Raw genomic sequence first — 16,057 nt, 5'->3', positions numbered from 1 at the left:
TAGTGTTTACATGATACCTGCAGACCATGAGGAAAGATACGATGAAACGTTTCCATTTCGCAGCCAACCTGTTGTTGGCATTGGTATCCATGACCATGCTGGGGCTTGCCAGTCCCGTTGCAGCCGGAGAGCAAGTACCTTTCAAGGGCAGCCTTGAAGGGACCGTGACCAGGAGTTTACCGCCTCCACCTATTTCCGTAAATGTCGATGCTGAAGGGCAAGCGACGCATCTAGGGAATTTCTCTCTCCAAATCCCACATCTAGTAACCCCTCCGAATGCAGTGGGAAACTATCACTTCGTGGCAGCCAACGGAGACACCGTTAACGCCGAATTTACTGGTCTCTCGACGGTAGTCGCACCAGGGTTCCTTTACATCGTGGAAACAGCGACCATCACGGGAGGCACTGGCCGGTTTGCCGGTGCTAGTGGCAGTTTTGTCACCGAGCGATTATACGACGTTGCTGCAGGAACAACCATCGGCAACTTTAAAGGAACCATCTCGCGTCCCGGCCAACACTAGCAAACCATTTCAAAAGCAGTGAAGGCTGCTGTACTGCGGCCTTCATCTGCCTGGAAGGATATGGATTATGACATTTCCATGGAGATATTTCCTGCTGGCTTGTCTAGGCATTTTGTTGTTAGCCGGTCTTTCAGCTTACTACATTCTCGGCGAGGACGAGAGCAGGAACCTGGCCAGACATCCCATTCGATTTCTCCGGTATCTGCTGGAAGATCTGACTGGCTCGAACAGTCGCGATGAATGGAAATAACCTTCAATCTGTAAATCCACAAATCATTCAATTAAAAGGGAAAATCAGTGAAAACCTCCAAAGGCTCATTCCTCAAGACAGCACTGTGCTGCTTCTTGCTTGTACTACTGATCGCCATTCCCGTCAGTGTGACCTGGGCAGCCACGCTCACCAAAGAAGAGCTATCCACGTGGAGAATGTGGATAAGGTTAGCCATCAACGGCTATGCTGAACCGCTCAAAGTCGAAAAAAGAACAACAGAAAGCTGGATGAAATATTTGCCATTTACACCCAAGTGATCTCAGTGTATCACCCGTCGCACATTACCTTCTTCGTCAATGACTGTCATGCCAGAAGATGCAAATTCTTTGCGTACCTGGTTGAGGCCAAAGGCGCAAAGTTCATAGTCTTCACTCAAGCGGCGCAAAACCGGATCGTCATGGTCTTCATCGACCTGGCTGGCGATGGCATACGAACGCTTGCCCTGAGAGCAATAATCAATGAAACTATCTATTCGAGAATGATGGCGTAGTTTTTTCAGGGCTTCAGGATACACGCCAGTCCAGAAGAGAGTGTAATCGCCAATGTGGCGGAATATTTCGCGGCGGGTGCGACCTTCGGGGGGCATTCCTTCCGCTTCAATGAGCATGTTGGCCACTTCGGTGAGTTTCTCACCGTTGGCATTATGAATGACAAAGAGCCGATCCATGTGGATGAACCGGGCAAGCATCTCGGCCAGGTATTCAGTCAATGGGGCGTCGCCGATGCCGAGATGTTCCATGAAAGCATGCTCGGTAACGCCAGCAAAGTAACGCTGGAGCAAAGTCCGACTGGGAGCAATTGACATGGGTAAGGCCCTCCTGAACTCCATGGAGTAGCAGCAACGGCCGGGAGAGGCAGGCTCGTCTGCTGCCAGACTATTCGATGGGCTTCTATTTGCCTTTAGATCGACATCTTGTCTAGAGGAATATTACCTTAATCCACGCTGGCCTGGAAAGAATTGTTGATGTGATGATAAGAGTTGATGCTACAGACCATGGCTCCGGGTGTACCCAGTTTGTCGAGATGTCTCTGTACAAGCAGCCTGTGTTGCGCTACACTTTTCACTTTAGACTCTTGAGAAGCATCATGCCTGACCTGCATGCACCGCCTGTACCGGAAGAAGTATCAGACCCCATCGTGGAACGCTACAACGCCGGGCTCGGGCTATTCCTTTTTGCGGTTTACCTGCTGGCCTATGGTGCATTTGTGATTATCAATGCATTCTGGCCAGCGCTGATGGATCGCGTGGTAGCCGCAGGCCTTAATCTTGCCGTGGTTTATGGTCTGGGATTGATCGTCGGTGCCCTGGTTCTCGCCCTGATTTATGCCGGTTTGTGCCGCACACCACGGAAGGGTTAAGCGTGATTCACGAAACCTCAACCTCGGCTATCCTGATATTTCTTGCGTTTGTCGCCTTCACTCTGGGGCTCAGTTTTTATTTTGCACGGCGCACTCGAACCTCGGCAGCGTTCTATGCTGCGGGTGGCGGCATACACTGGTTTGTCAATGGAATCGCTTTCGCAGGAGATTACCTCTCCGCAGCTTCGTTCCTGGGCATCTGCGGCATGATTGCCTTCTATGGTTACGACGGGTTTCTCTATTCCATCGGTTACCTGGCGGGCTGGATTGTTGCTTTGTTTGTGATTGCAGAACCGCTCAAACGACTGGGGAAATATACTTTTGCAGATGCACTCGATAAACAATTCGGTTCACCAGGAATCAAACTGGTAGCAGCCATCAGCACGCTGGTGGTCAGTTTGTTCTACCTCATCCCGCAAATGGTGGGGGCTGGTGTTCTGATTCAACCCCTTTTAGGATTACCGCACTGGGCAGGCGTCGTCATTGTTGGAGCCGTTGTAGTTCTCATCGTGGCAACTGCAGGCATGGCTTCCACCACCTATGTGCAATTCTTCAAGGGCTTGTTATTACTGCTTTTCAGCCTGTTTCTGACCATATTAATCCTGAACCGCGGCCTGAGTGTTGATACTTCGATTGAAGCAAACATTCCGCAGACGGTGACCATGACCATACAAGGTCAGCAACTGATCAACGGAAAACGACAGGGAAAGAACGAAGGGGAAGCTGATTTGCGGGGTGCAGGCCACATCACGCAACTTCCTGGTGGCGTTAACCATACCGGTCCACTGGGGCCATTGGAGTTCCTGGCAACCATCAGAGAAAGCGTGGTGGTTCTCTGGAAATCGAAAAAAATCAGCGATGAAAATGGCAGCATCACGACGTATACCCCGCTGCCAACTGATGGAGCGAAAATCCTTCGGCCCGGCAACAGCCCGACTTTTCAGGGAATACAGGGAGAATCGGTTGCTGCCAAGTGGAACTTCATCTCGCTGATGCTGGCGCTCTTCTGCGGTACTGCATCGTTGCCTCACATTCTGATTCGATATTACACGGTGAAAGATGCTGCTGCTGCCCGCAAGAGCACCGTAGTTGGCATCGGCGCCATTGGTGGTTTTTACGTGCTGACTCTGTTCATGGGGTTGGGTGCCATGACCGGTGGTGCACTCGATTTGACCAATAGCAACATGGCTGCACCTTTGCTGGCCAAGAGCTTTGGCCCCATACTTTTTGCCTTCATTTCCGCAGTGGCGTTTACGACTGTGCTGGGAACCGTAAGCGGCTTGATCGTAGCAGCCAGCGGCGCAGTGGTGCATGATCTGCTGGGTGGAACGATGAAATGGTCACTGAGTGACTATTCCAAAGTTCGAATCGGCAAACTTACTGCCATCGCGGTTGGCGCTGTCGCTGTCGTCCTGGGCATAATCTTTGAAAAAATGAATGTTAACTTCCTGGTGGGCTGGGCGTTCAGTGTTGCTGCATCAGCCAACTTGCCTGCTCTTGTCATGCTGCTCTTCTGGAAAGGCACCACGCGGCAAGGCATCATCGCATCCGTCCTGGTGGGTATGATTTCGTCACTAGCCTGGATTCTGTTGAGTGGCGACACTTACAAGGATGTATACCGCTGGGATCCCGCTGACTCTATCGTGCCCTTCAGCCAGCCGGGCGTAGTGACGATACCGCTGAGTTTTCTGGTGCTGGTGTTCGTATCGGTGATGAGCAGAAATAAGAGTTCTATAGGTGCATGACTTCCAACACCAGTTGCTATTTCCTCAACCTCGCTTGCTATTTTCGCCGATGAGGGTATTATGTTAATCATGAAGCGATGCTATTACATTTACTGTTGTTCCATTAGCCAGCCCGGCTTGTCGGGAATGGGCAACGGAGGAAGTATCAGCTAAACTTCACTAACCGCTGCAAATTCTCGACAGGCCTGGGCGAACCTAACGCTCAGGCCTGTTGTCATTTACGCAACCACTTTTCAAGGAGTCTGTCATGTATTGTCTATGTTGCTGCACGAAACCGATTTGCTCAATTACCACATTCCCAGTCAGTCCATTTCACTCTAGATCGGAGAATCCATCACATGAAGACTCTTAATTCGTTTGCATTCGTTGGTCTATCCCTGGTTGCCGTCTCAGGCGTGCAAGCAGATGAACCGGTGAAACCGCAACAACAACCACAAGCTACAGCCCAGCAAGCCGAACCATGGCAATGGGTTAAAACCAGGCGACCAAGACACTGGCAACTGGTGAGAACTTCCCACCCTGCAGCATCTCCTGCCTCGAAACCATCTGAACAAGCTGCAACTGCTTCCACACCAGCGAAAACTGCTGAAAACCTGCCAGTTCTGTTAGAACCACCCCGGCGAAGTTATCGCCATCGACTGCGGTTGAAACACTCCTCCAACTCCAGCGTTCCGATTAGCCCGGCAACGGCGCCTGTCTCCAACAGCGTGACGCAGCCGTTGCCACAGGCAAAATAATCGCACGCAACTGAGCTAGCCCACAGCAGTAGCTATTCAGTGAATGGGCACGGTTAGCGTGAGTACACGCAAACCGTGGTACCCGAATAGCATTCTTTCCCTTACGTTTCTTACACCTTAACTTGAGGAGTTAACATGTCTTTCCATCGTGAAGTTGAAGTTGAAAGTCCTGCTCGTTTGAACCGTGTCCTGGCACAGGCTCGTCGAACGGAACAACGGCGACGGACACAATTGTCGTCGAAGGAACTGCTGGCAACATCGAGACTGGAACTGGGCCTCATCGGGCCTCGCGTGCTCAGCCAGTATCTGGGACGCACGGTTTCGCTGCAGCAGTAGCTTGACTGCGTGGTGAACGCTCTTGCATCTGTTGAACGCGTCATTCAATTACACTGCACAGCAGTGTTCATCACGTTGTCGTGTCGCAGGAATCTGAACCTTCATGGCGAGGGGTCGGTCTGCAAAACCGATGATAAGGGGTTCGACTCCCTCCTGTGACTTGGAGGCTGCCTGCCTGTTCTTCATGAGGACAGTCATGAAACTGGCAGGCAGTTTCTTCTTGCGTTATTTCGGGGCATTGCTCCACATGTCGGACTGTAAATCCGATGCCATTAATTGGTGTGGTGGAAGGCGAGAGGTTCGATTCCTCCAGTGCCCACTTACGATCGTGAACCAAAATAGAAAGTGACCACGCCCAGCAGCAGTGATTCCCACATTGGCCTGTTGCCGACTTTGATGCCTGCAGGATCAATAAAGCCTTTCCAGAGAGCTTCAGCCAGCATCATGAGTAGTGCAACCAGTGCTATCCATGCCAGAAAATCCTGAAAAACGGGAGATTTCCGCCAGGGCCCGTGAGCGATAAGCCAACCGAGGAAAAACCCTCCAACGGTAGCAGCAAACATGATACCCCAGGCATCCAACTCGCTTTCCTGTGGCCGCATACGCTGTACGACATCCTGGGGATCAAGCCAGCCTCGCCAAGCTACCACTCCGACAATGGCTGCCACAATGATGAATCGCAAAATACCGGCCGGTAAAAACAAAGGAGATGGGCCACCGGTTCCGATCGTTCTTCCATGACTGGCGAAAAAAAGGAAAAGGGCGAATGTCAGAAAGTGCAGATACAGCGGAACATGCGTCGCTTTGGGGTGGCAAAGATACAACAGGAATGCTCCCGCTATTCCCAATGAAAGCAACGCTCGAATGCTGCCGGCAGGCAGCCCCAGGGGATGGCGATCCATGGTAACTGGAGGAGCATTGGTGACTGCATTCGACATAACTCACTCCTAGGGTGCAGGATGATGTTTGCGGTAAGCATCAGCCATTTCTGTTGCAATTCGCTTGTAGACATCCTGAGTCATCAGGGAACCATGATCCTTGCCAGGCACGATTTCGATGACTGCATCGGAACCGAGATTAGCCAGGCTTTCCTTCAGGAGTTTCGTAGCGCCTTCGAGATAAAACGTATCCAGATCGCCCATGAAAACATGGATTTTCCCTTTGAGACGAGGCGCCAGTGAAGCCCAGTTTCGTTCCAGTTGCAGACGGATATCGTACCGTTCCCAGTATTTGGCAGTTTCGAGATCGATAGCTCCGGTGTTTCTATCCCAGAGTTGCCGTGGCTTGCCATTGCCATCCTTGGGACTGAATACTGCTTCAAAGGAATACAACTGCCCGCCTCGCCCCATGACCACTTCCATATCCGAAAATGGCTTGTAATAAAGCACTGCAGTATTACCTCGGCGGGCAATGGGCCTCGATGCTCCCGAAGCATCTACAAACATATTCGTACCCTGCCCATAAATATTGATCTGCTGGAAATCGCGGAAATCGACTGGATCAGGTGCGGTAGACCAGGTGCCGCCAAAATAATCGGGATATGTGACCTGCAGCCACAAGCTGCTCCACCCCCCGGATGAATGCCCAGTGAGGAAACGAGCTGTCGGTTTACCAACGCCACGATATCGCTTTTCAATTTCGGGAATCAATTCGGTAATTAATGCCTGCCCATACGGGCCATTGTTGGCAGAGTTTGCAAAGACATGATGTCCTGTGCTGCAATCAGGATCGAGCACCACATGAATCATGTCGATGGGGAACACCGAAGATAATCGCGTTGACTGTATAGCGCGATGATCGCCGCCAAACCCCGGTATTTCGTAAACTACTGGATACTTTTTCTGGCTGTTCTCAAAGTCCTTAGGCAACTTGACACCTGCTCGAAGGCGAACTGGTTTGCCGTGAAAATCACTCAACAGTTTACTTTGAATCTCAACCAGCTTGATCTGAGCGGTTTCCTTAAATGGTGCTTCTTTCACCACCTGATCAATGACTAGTTTCACATTAAATCCCTTTTGGGGATCGAGTGTGACTTTTTCTGCATTGCTGTAACCGTTGCCTGGGCTGCTGCCTATTCGATGGGTGTTGGCAACATCCAGATCGAGCACTGCCTGAACGGTATATTCCTTGGCTGGCAACTGGTTCAGATTGGTGGGGAAACTGATTGCTTCCTGGCCAATTTCCAATGGCGTTTCTGGAGCCCAGTCTTTGACATCGCGAGCGAAGAAAGGCATGGGCCTAAACCAGTTCGGCCCATGACGAGGTTCGCCTCCCTGCCCCAACATGACCAATACCCTGCCGCTGACAGGCGTTTCACTGATGGTTTTCGAAAAGGTTACTGTAAATCGAGGAGCGTTCTGTTTTTCCTGTGCATCAAGATGTGATGCAGTTAGGAACAGAAACAACACAGGCCAGCACTTCAGCATTCGAGAACTCCCTGGTGGCAAGGCTGTTTTATCAAACGTGGGGAACAGCGTTCAGGAATTATTATCTAAGTTGCCCCCTTAAGGATGGATGATAACTCTTCCAGCAAACGATCTATCTGTGCATCTGTCCCCACACTGATGCGTATTCCCTGTTCCCAGTTGGGATACTGGAAGTAACGAATGAGGATGCCCTTGAGCTTGAGTTGTTCATAAATGAACTTCTCGAAACGCTGTGAATGCTGACACCAGATAAAGTTCGCCTGCGATGGTAGTGTCTGAAATCCAAACTCATTCAATGCGGACTGCAATCTAGCCCGTGTCGCAAGAATCTTCGAACGAGTATGTGCCAGGTACTCCTGATCTTCGATGGCAGCAGTAGCTGCCACCTGCGATAATGCATCACAGTTATAGGAATCCTTAACCTTGTAGAGTTGCTCGGCAACGCCTTGATCTGCGACAGCGAATCCAAAGCGGATGCCCGCCAGTGAATAAGCCTTGCTGAATGTTCGACTGACAATCACATGGGGATTCTCTTTCACTAAAGCAATGCCATTGTCTTCAGCGAACTCCACATAAGCCTCATCTAATACCAAAGGCGTTGGCCAGTTCTTGAATGCCCCAGGCTGAATGAACGTACCCGTGGGTGAATTAGGATTGGGGAGAAACGTCAGATGCCCCACCCCATTGAGCTTTCGTGGATCAAGGGTCCAGTTCGGCTCAAAGGGTATGCAAGTAAACGATGCTCCCTGTATTTGTGCCAGGGTTTGATACAGGATGTAACTCGGCGTGGGGGCAACTACTACACCGCCTTCCGGAACCATGGCACGTACTGCCATCGTGAGTATTTCATCAGAACCATTGCCAATCACAATGTTCTCTGCTGCAACCCCCAGCACTTTGGCTGCTGCATGTCGGAATTTCCAGCCAAGTGGATCGGGGTACTTGCGGAGGATGTCGCCTTGTAATGCCCGCTGAATGGCTTCGATTACCCTGGGCGAAGGTGGATAAGGATTTTCATTGGTATTCAGTTTGATTACGTCGTTCTTACCCTGTGGCTGTTCTCCAGGCTGATAGCCTTGCATGGAACGAATCGCCGGACGAATAAACTCTGGAGTTGAAGACAACTGATACACCCTTATTGAGGCAACATCTTGTTAACCTGGTTGACAGAATCAAAAATCTGCTTGAAATCTCCCAGGCCACCGGCGCCACCCCGTCCTGAAATCAGAGTGTAGAGCGTCAATACCACCGAGAGCCCAAGTAGACCAATCAAAATGGCATTCACCAGAAATGCTGTTCTGGCCAAACTCAACGGCTCTGTTGCCGGAGTTAATTTGATTGCGATTCTCAATCCACGTACTGTCATCCAGATGGCTGCTGTTTCGATTGCTATGGCAAAAATCAGACTCAACACCATGCCACCCTGTTGCCCACGAAACAGCAACATTAATACCGCCAAGGCAGCGAGATACAAACTGTGCCAGGCTTGTTGCGTAGCACTTGCTGGGGCGACAGTTGATGCATCAGCCGGTACCTGTGTTGATTCAGGTATGACAAAAACGTGGCTGCACTGCCCGCACTTGGCTTTTTTGCCGACCATTTCGGCGCTGATGGAAAATCGCTCAGCGCAGTGCGGACAGGTAGCTTTCATGAAAGCTCCATCTGAGATAGAAGAGACAGCAGAATGACAATCATGGACTGAGCCTTTCCATCAACCAACGGTTGTTGACTTTTCGATATCGCAGCCGATCATGCAGTCTGCTCGGTCTTCCCTGCCAGAATTCAATCGATTCCGGGATCAGAATATAGCCGCCCCAATGTTCCGGCCTGGGAACTGGCTTGCCATCTAATTCTGCAGAGAGTTTGGTCATTCTGTCTTCCAGTACCTTGCGCGATTCAACGACCTTGCTTTGAGCAGAAATTACTGCTGCCAATTGGCTGTCGCGGGGACGTTTGGAGAAATATTCATCTGAAGTTGAGCTATCGGTCTTAACAATATGCCCTTCGACGCGAACTTGCCGTTCGAGTTGTCCCCAGAAAAATAATAAAGATGCAGCATGGTTCTGATTTAGTTCAACACCCTTTCGGCTCAGGTAATTGGTGAAAAACGTAAATCCTTCGTGTGAAACGTGGCGAAGCAGAACTACCCGGGACGAAGGCTTACTTTCCGGTGATACCGTTGACAGCACCATGGCATGGGGTTCGACCAGGTTATCAGCAACTGCTTCGTGAAACCAGTTCTGAAACTGCTCGATGGGATCTGTGTTCGCATCTGCTTCCGACAAACCAAGTTTGCCATATTCCTGTCGCAACTGAGATAGATCTACCATGTGCACGCTCCTGCTTCTGGAGCTATGATATGCATAAGAACTCTGCTGGCATTTGCTTGCACCTGCTTCCAATTCCTACAATGAACGCTATGCAGACCCAAGTCCTTGCAGTTAATCCCGATCATCCTGAACCTGAGATCATTCAGAAAGCAGTAGAAATCCTGCGCAAAGGCGGGCTGGTTGCTTTCCCCACTGAAACCGTGTATGGCATCGGTGCCAACGCCCTCGATGCTGAAGCAGCTCAAGGCATTTTCAATGCCAAAGGCAGGCCTGCCAAGAATCCACTGATCGTACACGTTTCCCATGCGGAGGCAGTTCATCAAGTGGCACAAACCTGGCCCGAAGATGCTGCCCGATTAGCTGACCGTTTCTGGCCCGGCCCCATGACGCTGGTACTTCCAAAAAAATCATGTGTGCCTGCAACAGTAACTGGCGGAGGCCCCACGGTTGCGGTTCGTGTGCCTGCACACCCTGTCGCACAAGCCCTGCTACATGCGGTTGAACTTCCCATTGCTGCCCCGAGTGCCAATCGCTCCAGCCGGTTATCTCCCACTGAAGCGAAACACGTGCTTCGTGATCTGGAGGGACGATTGCCACTGGTTCTCGATGGCGGGCCAACCACCCGTGGAATTGAATCGACAGTCATCGACCTGACAGAAGCGAAACCGCGACTTCTTCGACCAGGCTTTATTGGCGTTCAGGTAATTGAACAGATCTTAGGCAAACCAGTTGATCGTTACCAACCCCTTGTCGTTTCGCCTGAACAGCCTCAACTTTCACCAGGACTGCTTGAAAAGCATTATTCCCCCTACACACCCTTGGAACTGACAGAGAATAACGATGAAGGTAGAATTCGTGTAGAAGAATTGATCCGGGAAGGTCACCGTATCGGCTGGGTACCATTGGGTAACCGAGATGCCTTTGCACCTTCAACTAAGGTGATTGTGATGCCTTTACCCCCAGAACCGATCACTTATTCTCATAAGTTTTATGCAACCCTGCACACGCTGGACCTGCTCAGTCCACACCGCATCATTGTTACTTTGCCCCCGGACAGTGTGGAATGGATGGCAATTCGCGACAGGCTTTTACGGGCATCTCAGCAGAATCAGTAACGTCTGTTTTCACTCGCAGCATTCGCTGGAAGATTTGAACCTGCCAGATGTTTTTTCTACCTGATTTGAAGCTTTATTGCTTGCTTTTCGATTGATCTTCCTGTAACAAATAGGCGTGGCATGAAAGATCATGCTTGGCCTATTACCTGTCTGCCTCGTTACGAGGTTACTTCACCAGGAGCTTACGAAGATGGATTGGATTCAGGACAATTTTTGGATCTACATGGGAATCCTTGTACTGGTGCTGGTCGGCCTCGTAGCCGTACTGTTTGTCGTTCGCAAAAACCAGGACAACTAACTCTCATAACCGCAAATGAAACAACCCACTGGAACACCAGTGGGTTGTTGTGTTTCGGAAATGCTCGTTAGCGATTGGTGCCGCCATTGAGTGGGGAAGTCCATGAACGGTCCAGATTCGGAGTTCCACCGAAGCCAAATCCCTTGGGAACCATGCCAGTAAAGCCACCACCAGTCAGACCAACTCCGCTCCGCGCAGGATCAAAACCTCCCTGATTGTACCCAACCCCACCAGTGATGTTTTGAAATCCGCCAAAAAGATTACCCAGCACGGTACTACCATTCATGCCGATATTATTGCCCGTGTTTCCCTGGAAACCGCTGGAATTACCTTGCGATGCATTACCCCCACCCACACCAGCATTGGATGCACCGCCAGCACCGCCAGCTTGCCCCTGTGCATTGCCTTGTTCAACAGCATCACCAAGAACCTTAGGGTAACCGTTTTTCGGATAGAAATCGGTTGATTCCAATCCTATCTGGCTCGGAGCAGTTCGAACTCGCGAATTGGCTGGAGGGAAATTATTGGGTGGAGTAGAAGGTAGAAATGGTCGAGTGCCAGGCATCTGTCTTGCTGGCTGTGCCTGCGTTTGATCAGGTAGCAGCCATGCAACACCCAATGCCAGAATGATCAGATTGCGATAACGATTCATGTTACACCTCGTAAGGCTCAGCTTGTCGTGTTCTATTATGGTACCGTCACACCATGCATGGGTGCAAACCAAGATTGATTAAAATGTGCAGGTGCACCACCAAACCCAAAGCCCTTGGGAACTACCCCCGAAAATCCTCCACCAGTCAAACCACTGGGAGATAGTGTGGTATTGGTTTGGAACGAACGAAAACCAATGGCACCTCCGCCACCGCCGCCAGCTAATCCGCCACCAACACCGCCGCCTAATCCGCCGCCAGCTAATCCGCCACCACCGCCGGCAAGACCACCACCCGCTGCACCACCAGCTTGGCCCTGTGCATTGCCTTGCTCAACTGCATCTCCAAGAACCTTGGGATACCCATTCTTGGTATAGAAATCGGTAGATTCCTGACCCGTTGCACTGGGAGCTGCACGAACGCGAGAATTCGCTGGAGGAAAATTATTTGGTGGAGTGCTAGGCAAGAAGGGACGTGTACCCGGCATTTGACGTGCAGGCTGCGCCCAGGTCATTTCCGGAGTTATCATCAGTGCAACGAATGCACCCAGGATCCAGTAATACCGCATTATTAACACCCATTCAGAAGGGCTTGGTTATTACAACGGCATCCTGCCACGCTGTTCACGTAATCTATACGTGGACGAATGGATTTTTTCCACCTGATGCAATTGTGAACACCTAACCTTATCTGGTCAAGCGAACTTTATCCATCTTACCAGAAAATCAGCAACCGCTGTCGTACCAGATGTTACTCTGAGATTCATCGTAACAACTATTGTTCAGACAATAATGTTTGAAACCAGGTCGGGCATCTCGGCCAGTCTTACTATTGCAAAACGATGACCTGCCGAATCATAGAAGAGAATACGGCTTTCACGCTCAGCCCAAATTGCGTGTGAGCGCATTAGACGTGGCCCCTGCAATCGCACCACCAGGCCTACGGGCGAACTGCCTGTCCGGATCAGACTTCGCTTGACCATGGCTTGCTGTACATCCAGCTTTTCGTGGTTGCACAACGTTTCAACCATGAAACTTTCGAGTTCAGAGATCGAGGTTGTTGAAAAAACTGCGGGTGGCATGAATGGTGGTCATCGAACCAGGGTATCCCTGAAAGCTATCGTCCATTCCACGAACCTGCTCTAGCCTTCTCAACTTCACTCAAGTTTGCAGTTCCTGCAAATTACCGAGAAATACCTCAACTCTTCGTAATCATCACAACCGGAAAAATCTACCTATCTTGACGTATTTGTCGCAATGCTTCGAAGAGTACGATTCCAACACTGACTGCTACATTCAAACATCGCACTTTTCCACTGGGCATTGGTATGGTGCAACTGGGAATCGATTGTTCACCTGACAGCAGCCTCTCTGGCAAACCCTGTGATTCACTGCCAAAAACCAGACAGTCTGCAGGCTGATACTGAACATCGGTGTACCTACTGCTGGCATGAGCACTCAGTGCAAAGCAGCGAAGCGATGCATAGCGATCTCTGAATGAATCCCAATCAACATGTTGCTCCAGATCAACATGCTGCCAGTAATCCAGACCGGCTCGGCGGAGTGCCTTATCTGTTAATCTGAACCCGAGTCTGCCAATCAGGTGAAGTCTGACATCCGTAGCGGCGCAGAGTCTTGCAATGGTTCCGACATTGGGTGCAATATCCGGTTCTACCAGTGCTACATGCAGGATCGGTCTTGTCGGCTTCATCATCGAATAACTTGAACAAAAACAGGTGCCCTAGCCTCTCATTGTGCCGGGAACATGGTCGAATACAAGAGTGGGAAATTCTCGGACATTCCTGGTGGTCTGTTATTTACTCAGCACAAGTAAATGACAGGGGGAACGACCAAGCATGAAAGTTACTCGTCGCTATCTGATGGAACTGGCAGGAGCCTTGCTGCTCATCGTATGGATGGGAGCTGTGCTCTCCATTGCCAGCTTCAATCCACAAGACCCGGTCCTTCCACTCGCCATACCTGTTCATCCGACTCCACACAATCTGCTGTCCTATCCAGGAGCATGGTTCGCAGCTCAGGCTTACCATTACTTTGGATGGTCGGTATTGCCTCTGCTTGCAGCGTGGTATCTCGTTGCCATGTTCATGCTTTTGCGAAAAGTGAAGAGTTCCTGGCTGATTCGCATTACTGGCGCCCAGCTACTGATTCCGAGTACTGCGTTACTGGCACACCTGTTTCAGTGGCCATTAAGCCAGCAGTGGTATCCTCTGAGTGGTTCTGGAGGAATTCTGGGCGAGTCACTGTTCCAGATCATCCCCACTTCAACCTCCAGCAACCTTGTCTTATCTGCAACCATTGGAGTATTTGTTCTCGGAACGGCACTGATTTTCGACTGGTGCTGGCCTCTAACGTGGAGTTTCATGCGCAAATCCATTGCCTGGTTTGCGTCACGAAAACAGATTACCCCCATGAGCATCAGCACTCGTCCTATGAAGCCTGCATCACTGGCAGGCAAGGAAGCATTACCAGATACCATCCCCATCAGACACCCGGATCAGCCTCGAAAAACAGGCAAAGCCAAGGCAAACCCTGCATTGAAAATCGTGACCACTGATGAGGAAGAAACCGATGTCACTGAAACGAATGAGCAGGCAGCCCTACCAACGCTCCCACTGAAAGATATGCCCTTTATCAAGAAATTTAACTCCAGTCCGGAGACACCAGAAAACAAACCTCTTTCTGAACACGCATCCGATGAAGTCTGGAAGCAGGAAGGCGAATATCAACTGCCTCCTCTGAATGTACTGGAAGAACCCGAAGCACCACCCTATCACCAGCCGGAACATGAACAGAGACTGCGTGACCGGGCAGCCAAGCTGGAACAGGTGTTCTCTGATTTCGGTATCAACGTTCGCGTAGTAGGCATTAACACCGGCCCTGTCATTACCCAGTTTGAAATCGCATTGGAAACTGGCTTACGTCTGAGCCGAGTTACCAGCCTGGCTGATGATCTTGCACTCAAGCTCAAGGTGGCTTCCGTGCGTGTGGTAGCCCCGCTTCCCAACAAAGACACCGTTGGCATTGAAATTCCCAATGAAGTACGTTCCGTTGTCAAACTGCGTGAAGTGATCATGACAGCTGGCAACAAACTGAGCAAATACAAGATACCACTGTTCCTTGGTCGCGATACCGAAGGTCAACCGCTAGTCTACGACCTGGCTGAAATGCCTCACTTGCTGATTGCCGGCCGCACGGGTACCGGCAAAAGCGTGTGTATGAATACCATTGTGCTCAGCATGCTGATGACTCGTCGGCCTGATCAAGTCCGCATGATCATGATCGATCCGAAGATGCTTGAAATGAGCGAGTATGGCAAAGTGCCACACCTGATGCACCCGGTTGTCAACAACATGAAGAAGGCAGAAGCCATTCTTTCCTGGGCCGTTGACAAGATGGATGAACGCTACGAAATTCTGATGCGGGCCAAGGTACGCAGCATTGCCGCTTACAACGAACTGACACCCGAAGAAATCTACAAGCGTGTCAAACCGGTCGATGATGATGAGAAGGCACGCATCCCTGAACGCATGCCTTACATTGTGTTGTTCATCGATGAATTTGCTGATCTGATGATGCAGAACCGCAAGGAAGTGGAAGGGCACATCATCCGACTGGCACAAAAGTCGCGTGCCGCAGGTATTCACCTGGTAATCGCAACGCAGAAGCCGACAGTAGACGTGGTCACAGGCCTGATCAAATCGAACTTGCCTGCCCGTATCTGTTTCCAGGTAGCCAGCCGAACGGATAGCCGTGTGGTACTCGATGAAATGGGCGCTGAAAAACTGCTGGGCAAGGGGGACATGCTTTTCCTGCAGCCAGGCACCAGCACTATTGTCCGAGGCCAGGGAACCTATGCCAGCGACAGGGACATTGCCCATGTTGTCAGTTACCTTGAGACTGACCAGCCTGCTTACGCTCGTGAACTGATTCAACTCAGCACTGCAGGCAAGAAACGAATGGGCAGCGGCGAAGGTGGTTCCAGCGATCTGATGGAACAACTCCGAGAACGCGACGAACTCTATCCCGAAGCTGTTGAACTGGTGATTCGTGAACAGCGAGGCTCAGTATCGCTGTTGCAACGCGCTCTGGGCATTGGCTATGGGCGTGGTGCCAGGCTGATTGACTTCATGGCGGAAGATGGATTCGTTGGCCCCTATAACGGCTCCAATGCCCGTGAAGTTCTGGTGAAACACGAACAATGGGAAGCCATGAAATCAGGCCAGATGGCAGAAGCCTCGTAAATGCAAAA

General features: G+C 50.8%; 19 protein-coding genes. 9 read left to right on the top strand and 10 right to left on the bottom strand.

The window, feature by feature from the left end:
• Positions 1 to 41 precede the first annotated feature (41 nt).
• The 3 genes from JNJ77_13830 (at position 42) to JNJ77_13820 (ending at position 1,049) form a co-directional block, all read left to right on the top strand.
• Positions 42 to 521: a hypothetical protein gene (locus JNJ77_13830; GenBank protein MBL8823664.1), complete on the top strand. Its 480-nt coding sequence runs from the start codon at positions 42 to 44 to the stop codon at positions 519 to 521.
• Between the two features lie 67 nt (positions 522 to 588).
• The gene (locus JNJ77_13825) at positions 589 to 771 is read left to right on the top strand and encodes a hypothetical protein (GenBank protein ID MBL8823663.1); all 183 of its coding nucleotides are present in this window, start codon (positions 589 to 591) and stop codon (positions 769 to 771) included.
• A 47-nt stretch (positions 772 to 818) separates the two neighbouring features.
• Positions 819 to 1,049 carry a hypothetical protein gene (locus JNJ77_13820; GenBank protein ID MBL8823662.1) on the top strand — a complete coding sequence of 77 codons (231 nt, stop codon included), beginning with the start codon at positions 819 to 821 and terminating at the stop codon, positions 1,047 to 1,049.
• Between the two features lie 2 nt (positions 1,050 to 1,051).
• Here JNJ77_13820 and JNJ77_13815 read toward each other — a convergent pair whose 3' ends face one another.
• Positions 1,052 to 1,597, bottom strand: a complete 546-nt coding sequence (locus JNJ77_13815; protein ID MBL8823661.1) for a hypothetical protein — start codon at positions 1,595 to 1,597, stop codon at positions 1,052 to 1,054.
• Positions 1,598 to 1,878: 281 nt separating this feature from the next.
• Here JNJ77_13815 and JNJ77_13810 point away from each other — a divergent pair, with 281 nt between their 5' ends.
• From JNJ77_13810 to JNJ77_13795, 4 genes are all read left to right on the top strand, one after another.
• Complete coding sequence (locus tag JNJ77_13810; protein MBL8823660.1) at positions 1,879 to 2,151, top strand: DUF485 domain-containing protein; 273 nt, start codon at positions 1,879 to 1,881, stop codon at positions 2,149 to 2,151.
• A 2-nt stretch (positions 2,152 to 2,153) separates the two neighbouring features.
• Positions 2,154 to 3,896, top strand: coding sequence for a cation acetate symporter (locus JNJ77_13805; GenBank protein MBL8823659.1), 1,743 nt, complete (start codon positions 2,154 to 2,156; stop codon positions 3,894 to 3,896).
• 338 nt (positions 3,897 to 4,234) lie between these two features.
• Positions 4,235 to 4,633, top strand: coding sequence for a hypothetical protein (locus tag JNJ77_13800; protein MBL8823658.1), 399 nt, complete (start codon positions 4,235 to 4,237; stop codon positions 4,631 to 4,633).
• 135 nt (positions 4,634 to 4,768) lie between these two features.
• Positions 4,769 to 4,969, top strand: coding sequence for a hypothetical protein (locus tag JNJ77_13795; protein MBL8823657.1), 201 nt, complete (start codon positions 4,769 to 4,771; stop codon positions 4,967 to 4,969).
• Between the two features lie 320 nt (positions 4,970 to 5,289).
• Here JNJ77_13795 and JNJ77_13790 read toward each other — a convergent pair whose 3' ends face one another.
• The 5 genes from JNJ77_13790 to pdxH form a co-directional block, all read right to left on the bottom strand.
• Positions 5,290 to 5,907: a hypothetical protein gene (locus JNJ77_13790; GenBank protein MBL8823656.1), complete on the bottom strand. Its 618-nt coding sequence runs from the start codon at positions 5,905 to 5,907 to the stop codon at positions 5,290 to 5,292.
• A 9-nt stretch (positions 5,908 to 5,916) separates the two neighbouring features.
• Complete coding sequence (locus JNJ77_13785; GenBank protein MBL8823655.1) at positions 5,917 to 7,395, bottom strand: hypothetical protein; 1,479 nt, start codon at positions 7,393 to 7,395, stop codon at positions 5,917 to 5,919.
• 65 nt (positions 7,396 to 7,460) lie between these two features.
• The gene (gene hisC / locus JNJ77_13780) at positions 7,461 to 8,477 is read right to left on the bottom strand and encodes a histidinol-phosphate transaminase (GenBank protein MBL8823654.1); all 1,017 of its coding nucleotides are present in this window, start codon (positions 8,475 to 8,477) and stop codon (positions 7,461 to 7,463) included.
• 53 nt (positions 8,478 to 8,530) lie between these two features.
• Positions 8,531 to 9,046 carry a zinc-ribbon domain-containing protein gene (locus tag JNJ77_13775; protein MBL8823653.1) on the bottom strand — a complete coding sequence of 172 codons (516 nt, stop codon included), beginning with the start codon at positions 9,044 to 9,046 and terminating at the stop codon, positions 8,531 to 8,533.
• A gap of 40 nt (positions 9,047 to 9,086) precedes the next feature.
• On the bottom strand, positions 9,087 to 9,725 hold the full coding sequence (gene pdxH, locus JNJ77_13770) for a pyridoxamine 5'-phosphate oxidase (protein ID MBL8823652.1): 639 nt from the start codon (positions 9,723 to 9,725) through the stop codon (positions 9,087 to 9,089).
• Between the two features lie 89 nt (positions 9,726 to 9,814).
• On the opposite strand from pdxH, the gene JNJ77_13765 reads away from it, so the two are divergent.
• Positions 9,815 to 10,840, top strand: a complete 1,026-nt coding sequence (locus JNJ77_13765) for a threonylcarbamoyl-AMP synthase (GenBank protein ID MBL8823651.1) — start codon at positions 9,815 to 9,817, stop codon at positions 10,838 to 10,840.
• Positions 10,841 to 11,205: 365 nt separating this feature from the next.
• Here the strand turns inward: JNJ77_13765 and JNJ77_13760 are convergent, their stop codons facing one another.
• The 4 genes from JNJ77_13760 to JNJ77_13745 form a co-directional block, all read right to left on the bottom strand.
• Positions 11,206 to 11,790 carry a hypothetical protein gene (locus JNJ77_13760; GenBank protein MBL8823650.1) on the bottom strand — a complete coding sequence of 195 codons (585 nt, stop codon included), beginning with the start codon at positions 11,788 to 11,790 and terminating at the stop codon, positions 11,206 to 11,208.
• A gap of 35 nt (positions 11,791 to 11,825) precedes the next feature.
• Positions 11,826 to 12,356: a hypothetical protein gene (locus JNJ77_13755; GenBank protein MBL8823649.1), complete on the bottom strand. Its 531-nt coding sequence runs from the start codon at positions 12,354 to 12,356 to the stop codon at positions 11,826 to 11,828.
• A 213-nt stretch (positions 12,357 to 12,569) separates the two neighbouring features.
• Positions 12,570 to 12,818, bottom strand: a complete 249-nt coding sequence (locus JNJ77_13750; GenBank protein ID MBL8823648.1) for a hypothetical protein — start codon at positions 12,816 to 12,818, stop codon at positions 12,570 to 12,572.
• Positions 12,819 to 13,018: 200 nt separating this feature from the next.
• Positions 13,019 to 13,480, bottom strand: a complete 462-nt coding sequence (locus JNJ77_13745) for a tRNA (cytidine(34)-2'-O)-methyltransferase (protein ID MBL8823647.1) — start codon at positions 13,478 to 13,480, stop codon at positions 13,019 to 13,021.
• Between the two features lie 163 nt (positions 13,481 to 13,643).
• On the opposite strand from JNJ77_13745, the gene JNJ77_13740 reads away from it, so the two are divergent.
• Positions 13,644 to 16,049 (top strand): DNA translocase FtsK, encoded by a 2,406-nt coding sequence (locus JNJ77_13740; protein MBL8823646.1) that lies wholly within the window; start codon positions 13,644 to 13,646, stop codon positions 16,047 to 16,049.
• Positions 16,050 to 16,057: the final 8 nt, after the last annotated feature.

Source organism: Planctomycetia bacterium (assembly GCA_016795155.1).
Lineage (GTDB): Bacteria > Planctomycetota > Planctomycetia > Gemmatales > HRBIN36 > JAEUIE01.
This window is presented reverse-complemented; position numbering and strand designations above follow the sequence as displayed.

What these genes read in the sequence shown, in the direction of transcription:
- JNJ77_13830 (MBL8823664.1), top strand. Translation starts at nt 42, where the DNA reads ATGAAACGTTTCCATTTCGCAGCCAACCTGTTGTTGGCATTGGTATCC.
- JNJ77_13825 (MBL8823663.1), top strand. Translation starts at nt 589, where the DNA reads ATGACATTTCCATGGAGATATTTCCTGCTGGCTTGTCTAGGCATTTTG.
- JNJ77_13815 (MBL8823661.1), bottom strand. Translation starts at nt 1,597, where the DNA reads ATGTCAATTGCTCCCAGTCGGACTTTGCTCCAGCGTTACTTTGCTGGC.
- JNJ77_13810 (MBL8823660.1), top strand. Translation starts at nt 1,879, where the DNA reads ATGCCTGACCTGCATGCACCGCCTGTACCGGAAGAAGTATCAGACCCC.
- JNJ77_13800 (MBL8823658.1), top strand. Translation starts at nt 4,235, where the DNA reads ATGAAGACTCTTAATTCGTTTGCATTCGTTGGTCTATCCCTGGTTGCC.
- JNJ77_13795 (MBL8823657.1), top strand. Translation starts at nt 4,769, where the DNA reads ATGTCTTTCCATCGTGAAGTTGAAGTTGAAAGTCCTGCTCGTTTGAAC.
- JNJ77_13790 (MBL8823656.1), bottom strand. Translation starts at nt 5,907, where the DNA reads ATGTCGAATGCAGTCACCAATGCTCCTCCAGTTACCATGGATCGCCAT.
- JNJ77_13785 (MBL8823655.1), bottom strand. Translation starts at nt 7,395, where the DNA reads ATGCTGAAGTGCTGGCCTGTGTTGTTTCTGTTCCTAACTGCATCACAT.
- hisC (MBL8823654.1), bottom strand. Translation starts at nt 8,477, where the DNA reads ATGCAAGGCTATCAGCCTGGAGAACAGCCACAGGGTAAGAACGACGTA.
- JNJ77_13775 (MBL8823653.1), bottom strand. Translation starts at nt 9,046, where the DNA reads ATGAAAGCTACCTGTCCGCACTGCGCTGAGCGATTTTCCATCAGCGCC.
- pdxH (MBL8823652.1), bottom strand. Translation starts at nt 9,725, where the DNA reads ATGGTAGATCTATCTCAGTTGCGACAGGAATATGGCAAACTTGGTTTG.
- JNJ77_13765 (MBL8823651.1), top strand. Translation starts at nt 9,815, where the DNA reads ATGCAGACCCAAGTCCTTGCAGTTAATCCCGATCATCCTGAACCTGAG.
- JNJ77_13760 (MBL8823650.1), bottom strand. Translation starts at nt 11,790, where the DNA reads ATGAATCGTTATCGCAATCTGATCATTCTGGCATTGGGTGTTGCATGG.
- JNJ77_13755 (MBL8823649.1), bottom strand. Translation starts at nt 12,356, where the DNA reads ATGCGGTATTACTGGATCCTGGGTGCATTCGTTGCACTGATGATAACT.
- JNJ77_13750 (MBL8823648.1), bottom strand. Translation starts at nt 12,818, where the DNA reads ATGGTTGAAACGTTGTGCAACCACGAAAAGCTGGATGTACAGCAAGCC.
- JNJ77_13740 (MBL8823646.1), top strand. Translation starts at nt 13,644, where the DNA reads ATGAAAGTTACTCGTCGCTATCTGATGGAACTGGCAGGAGCCTTGCTG.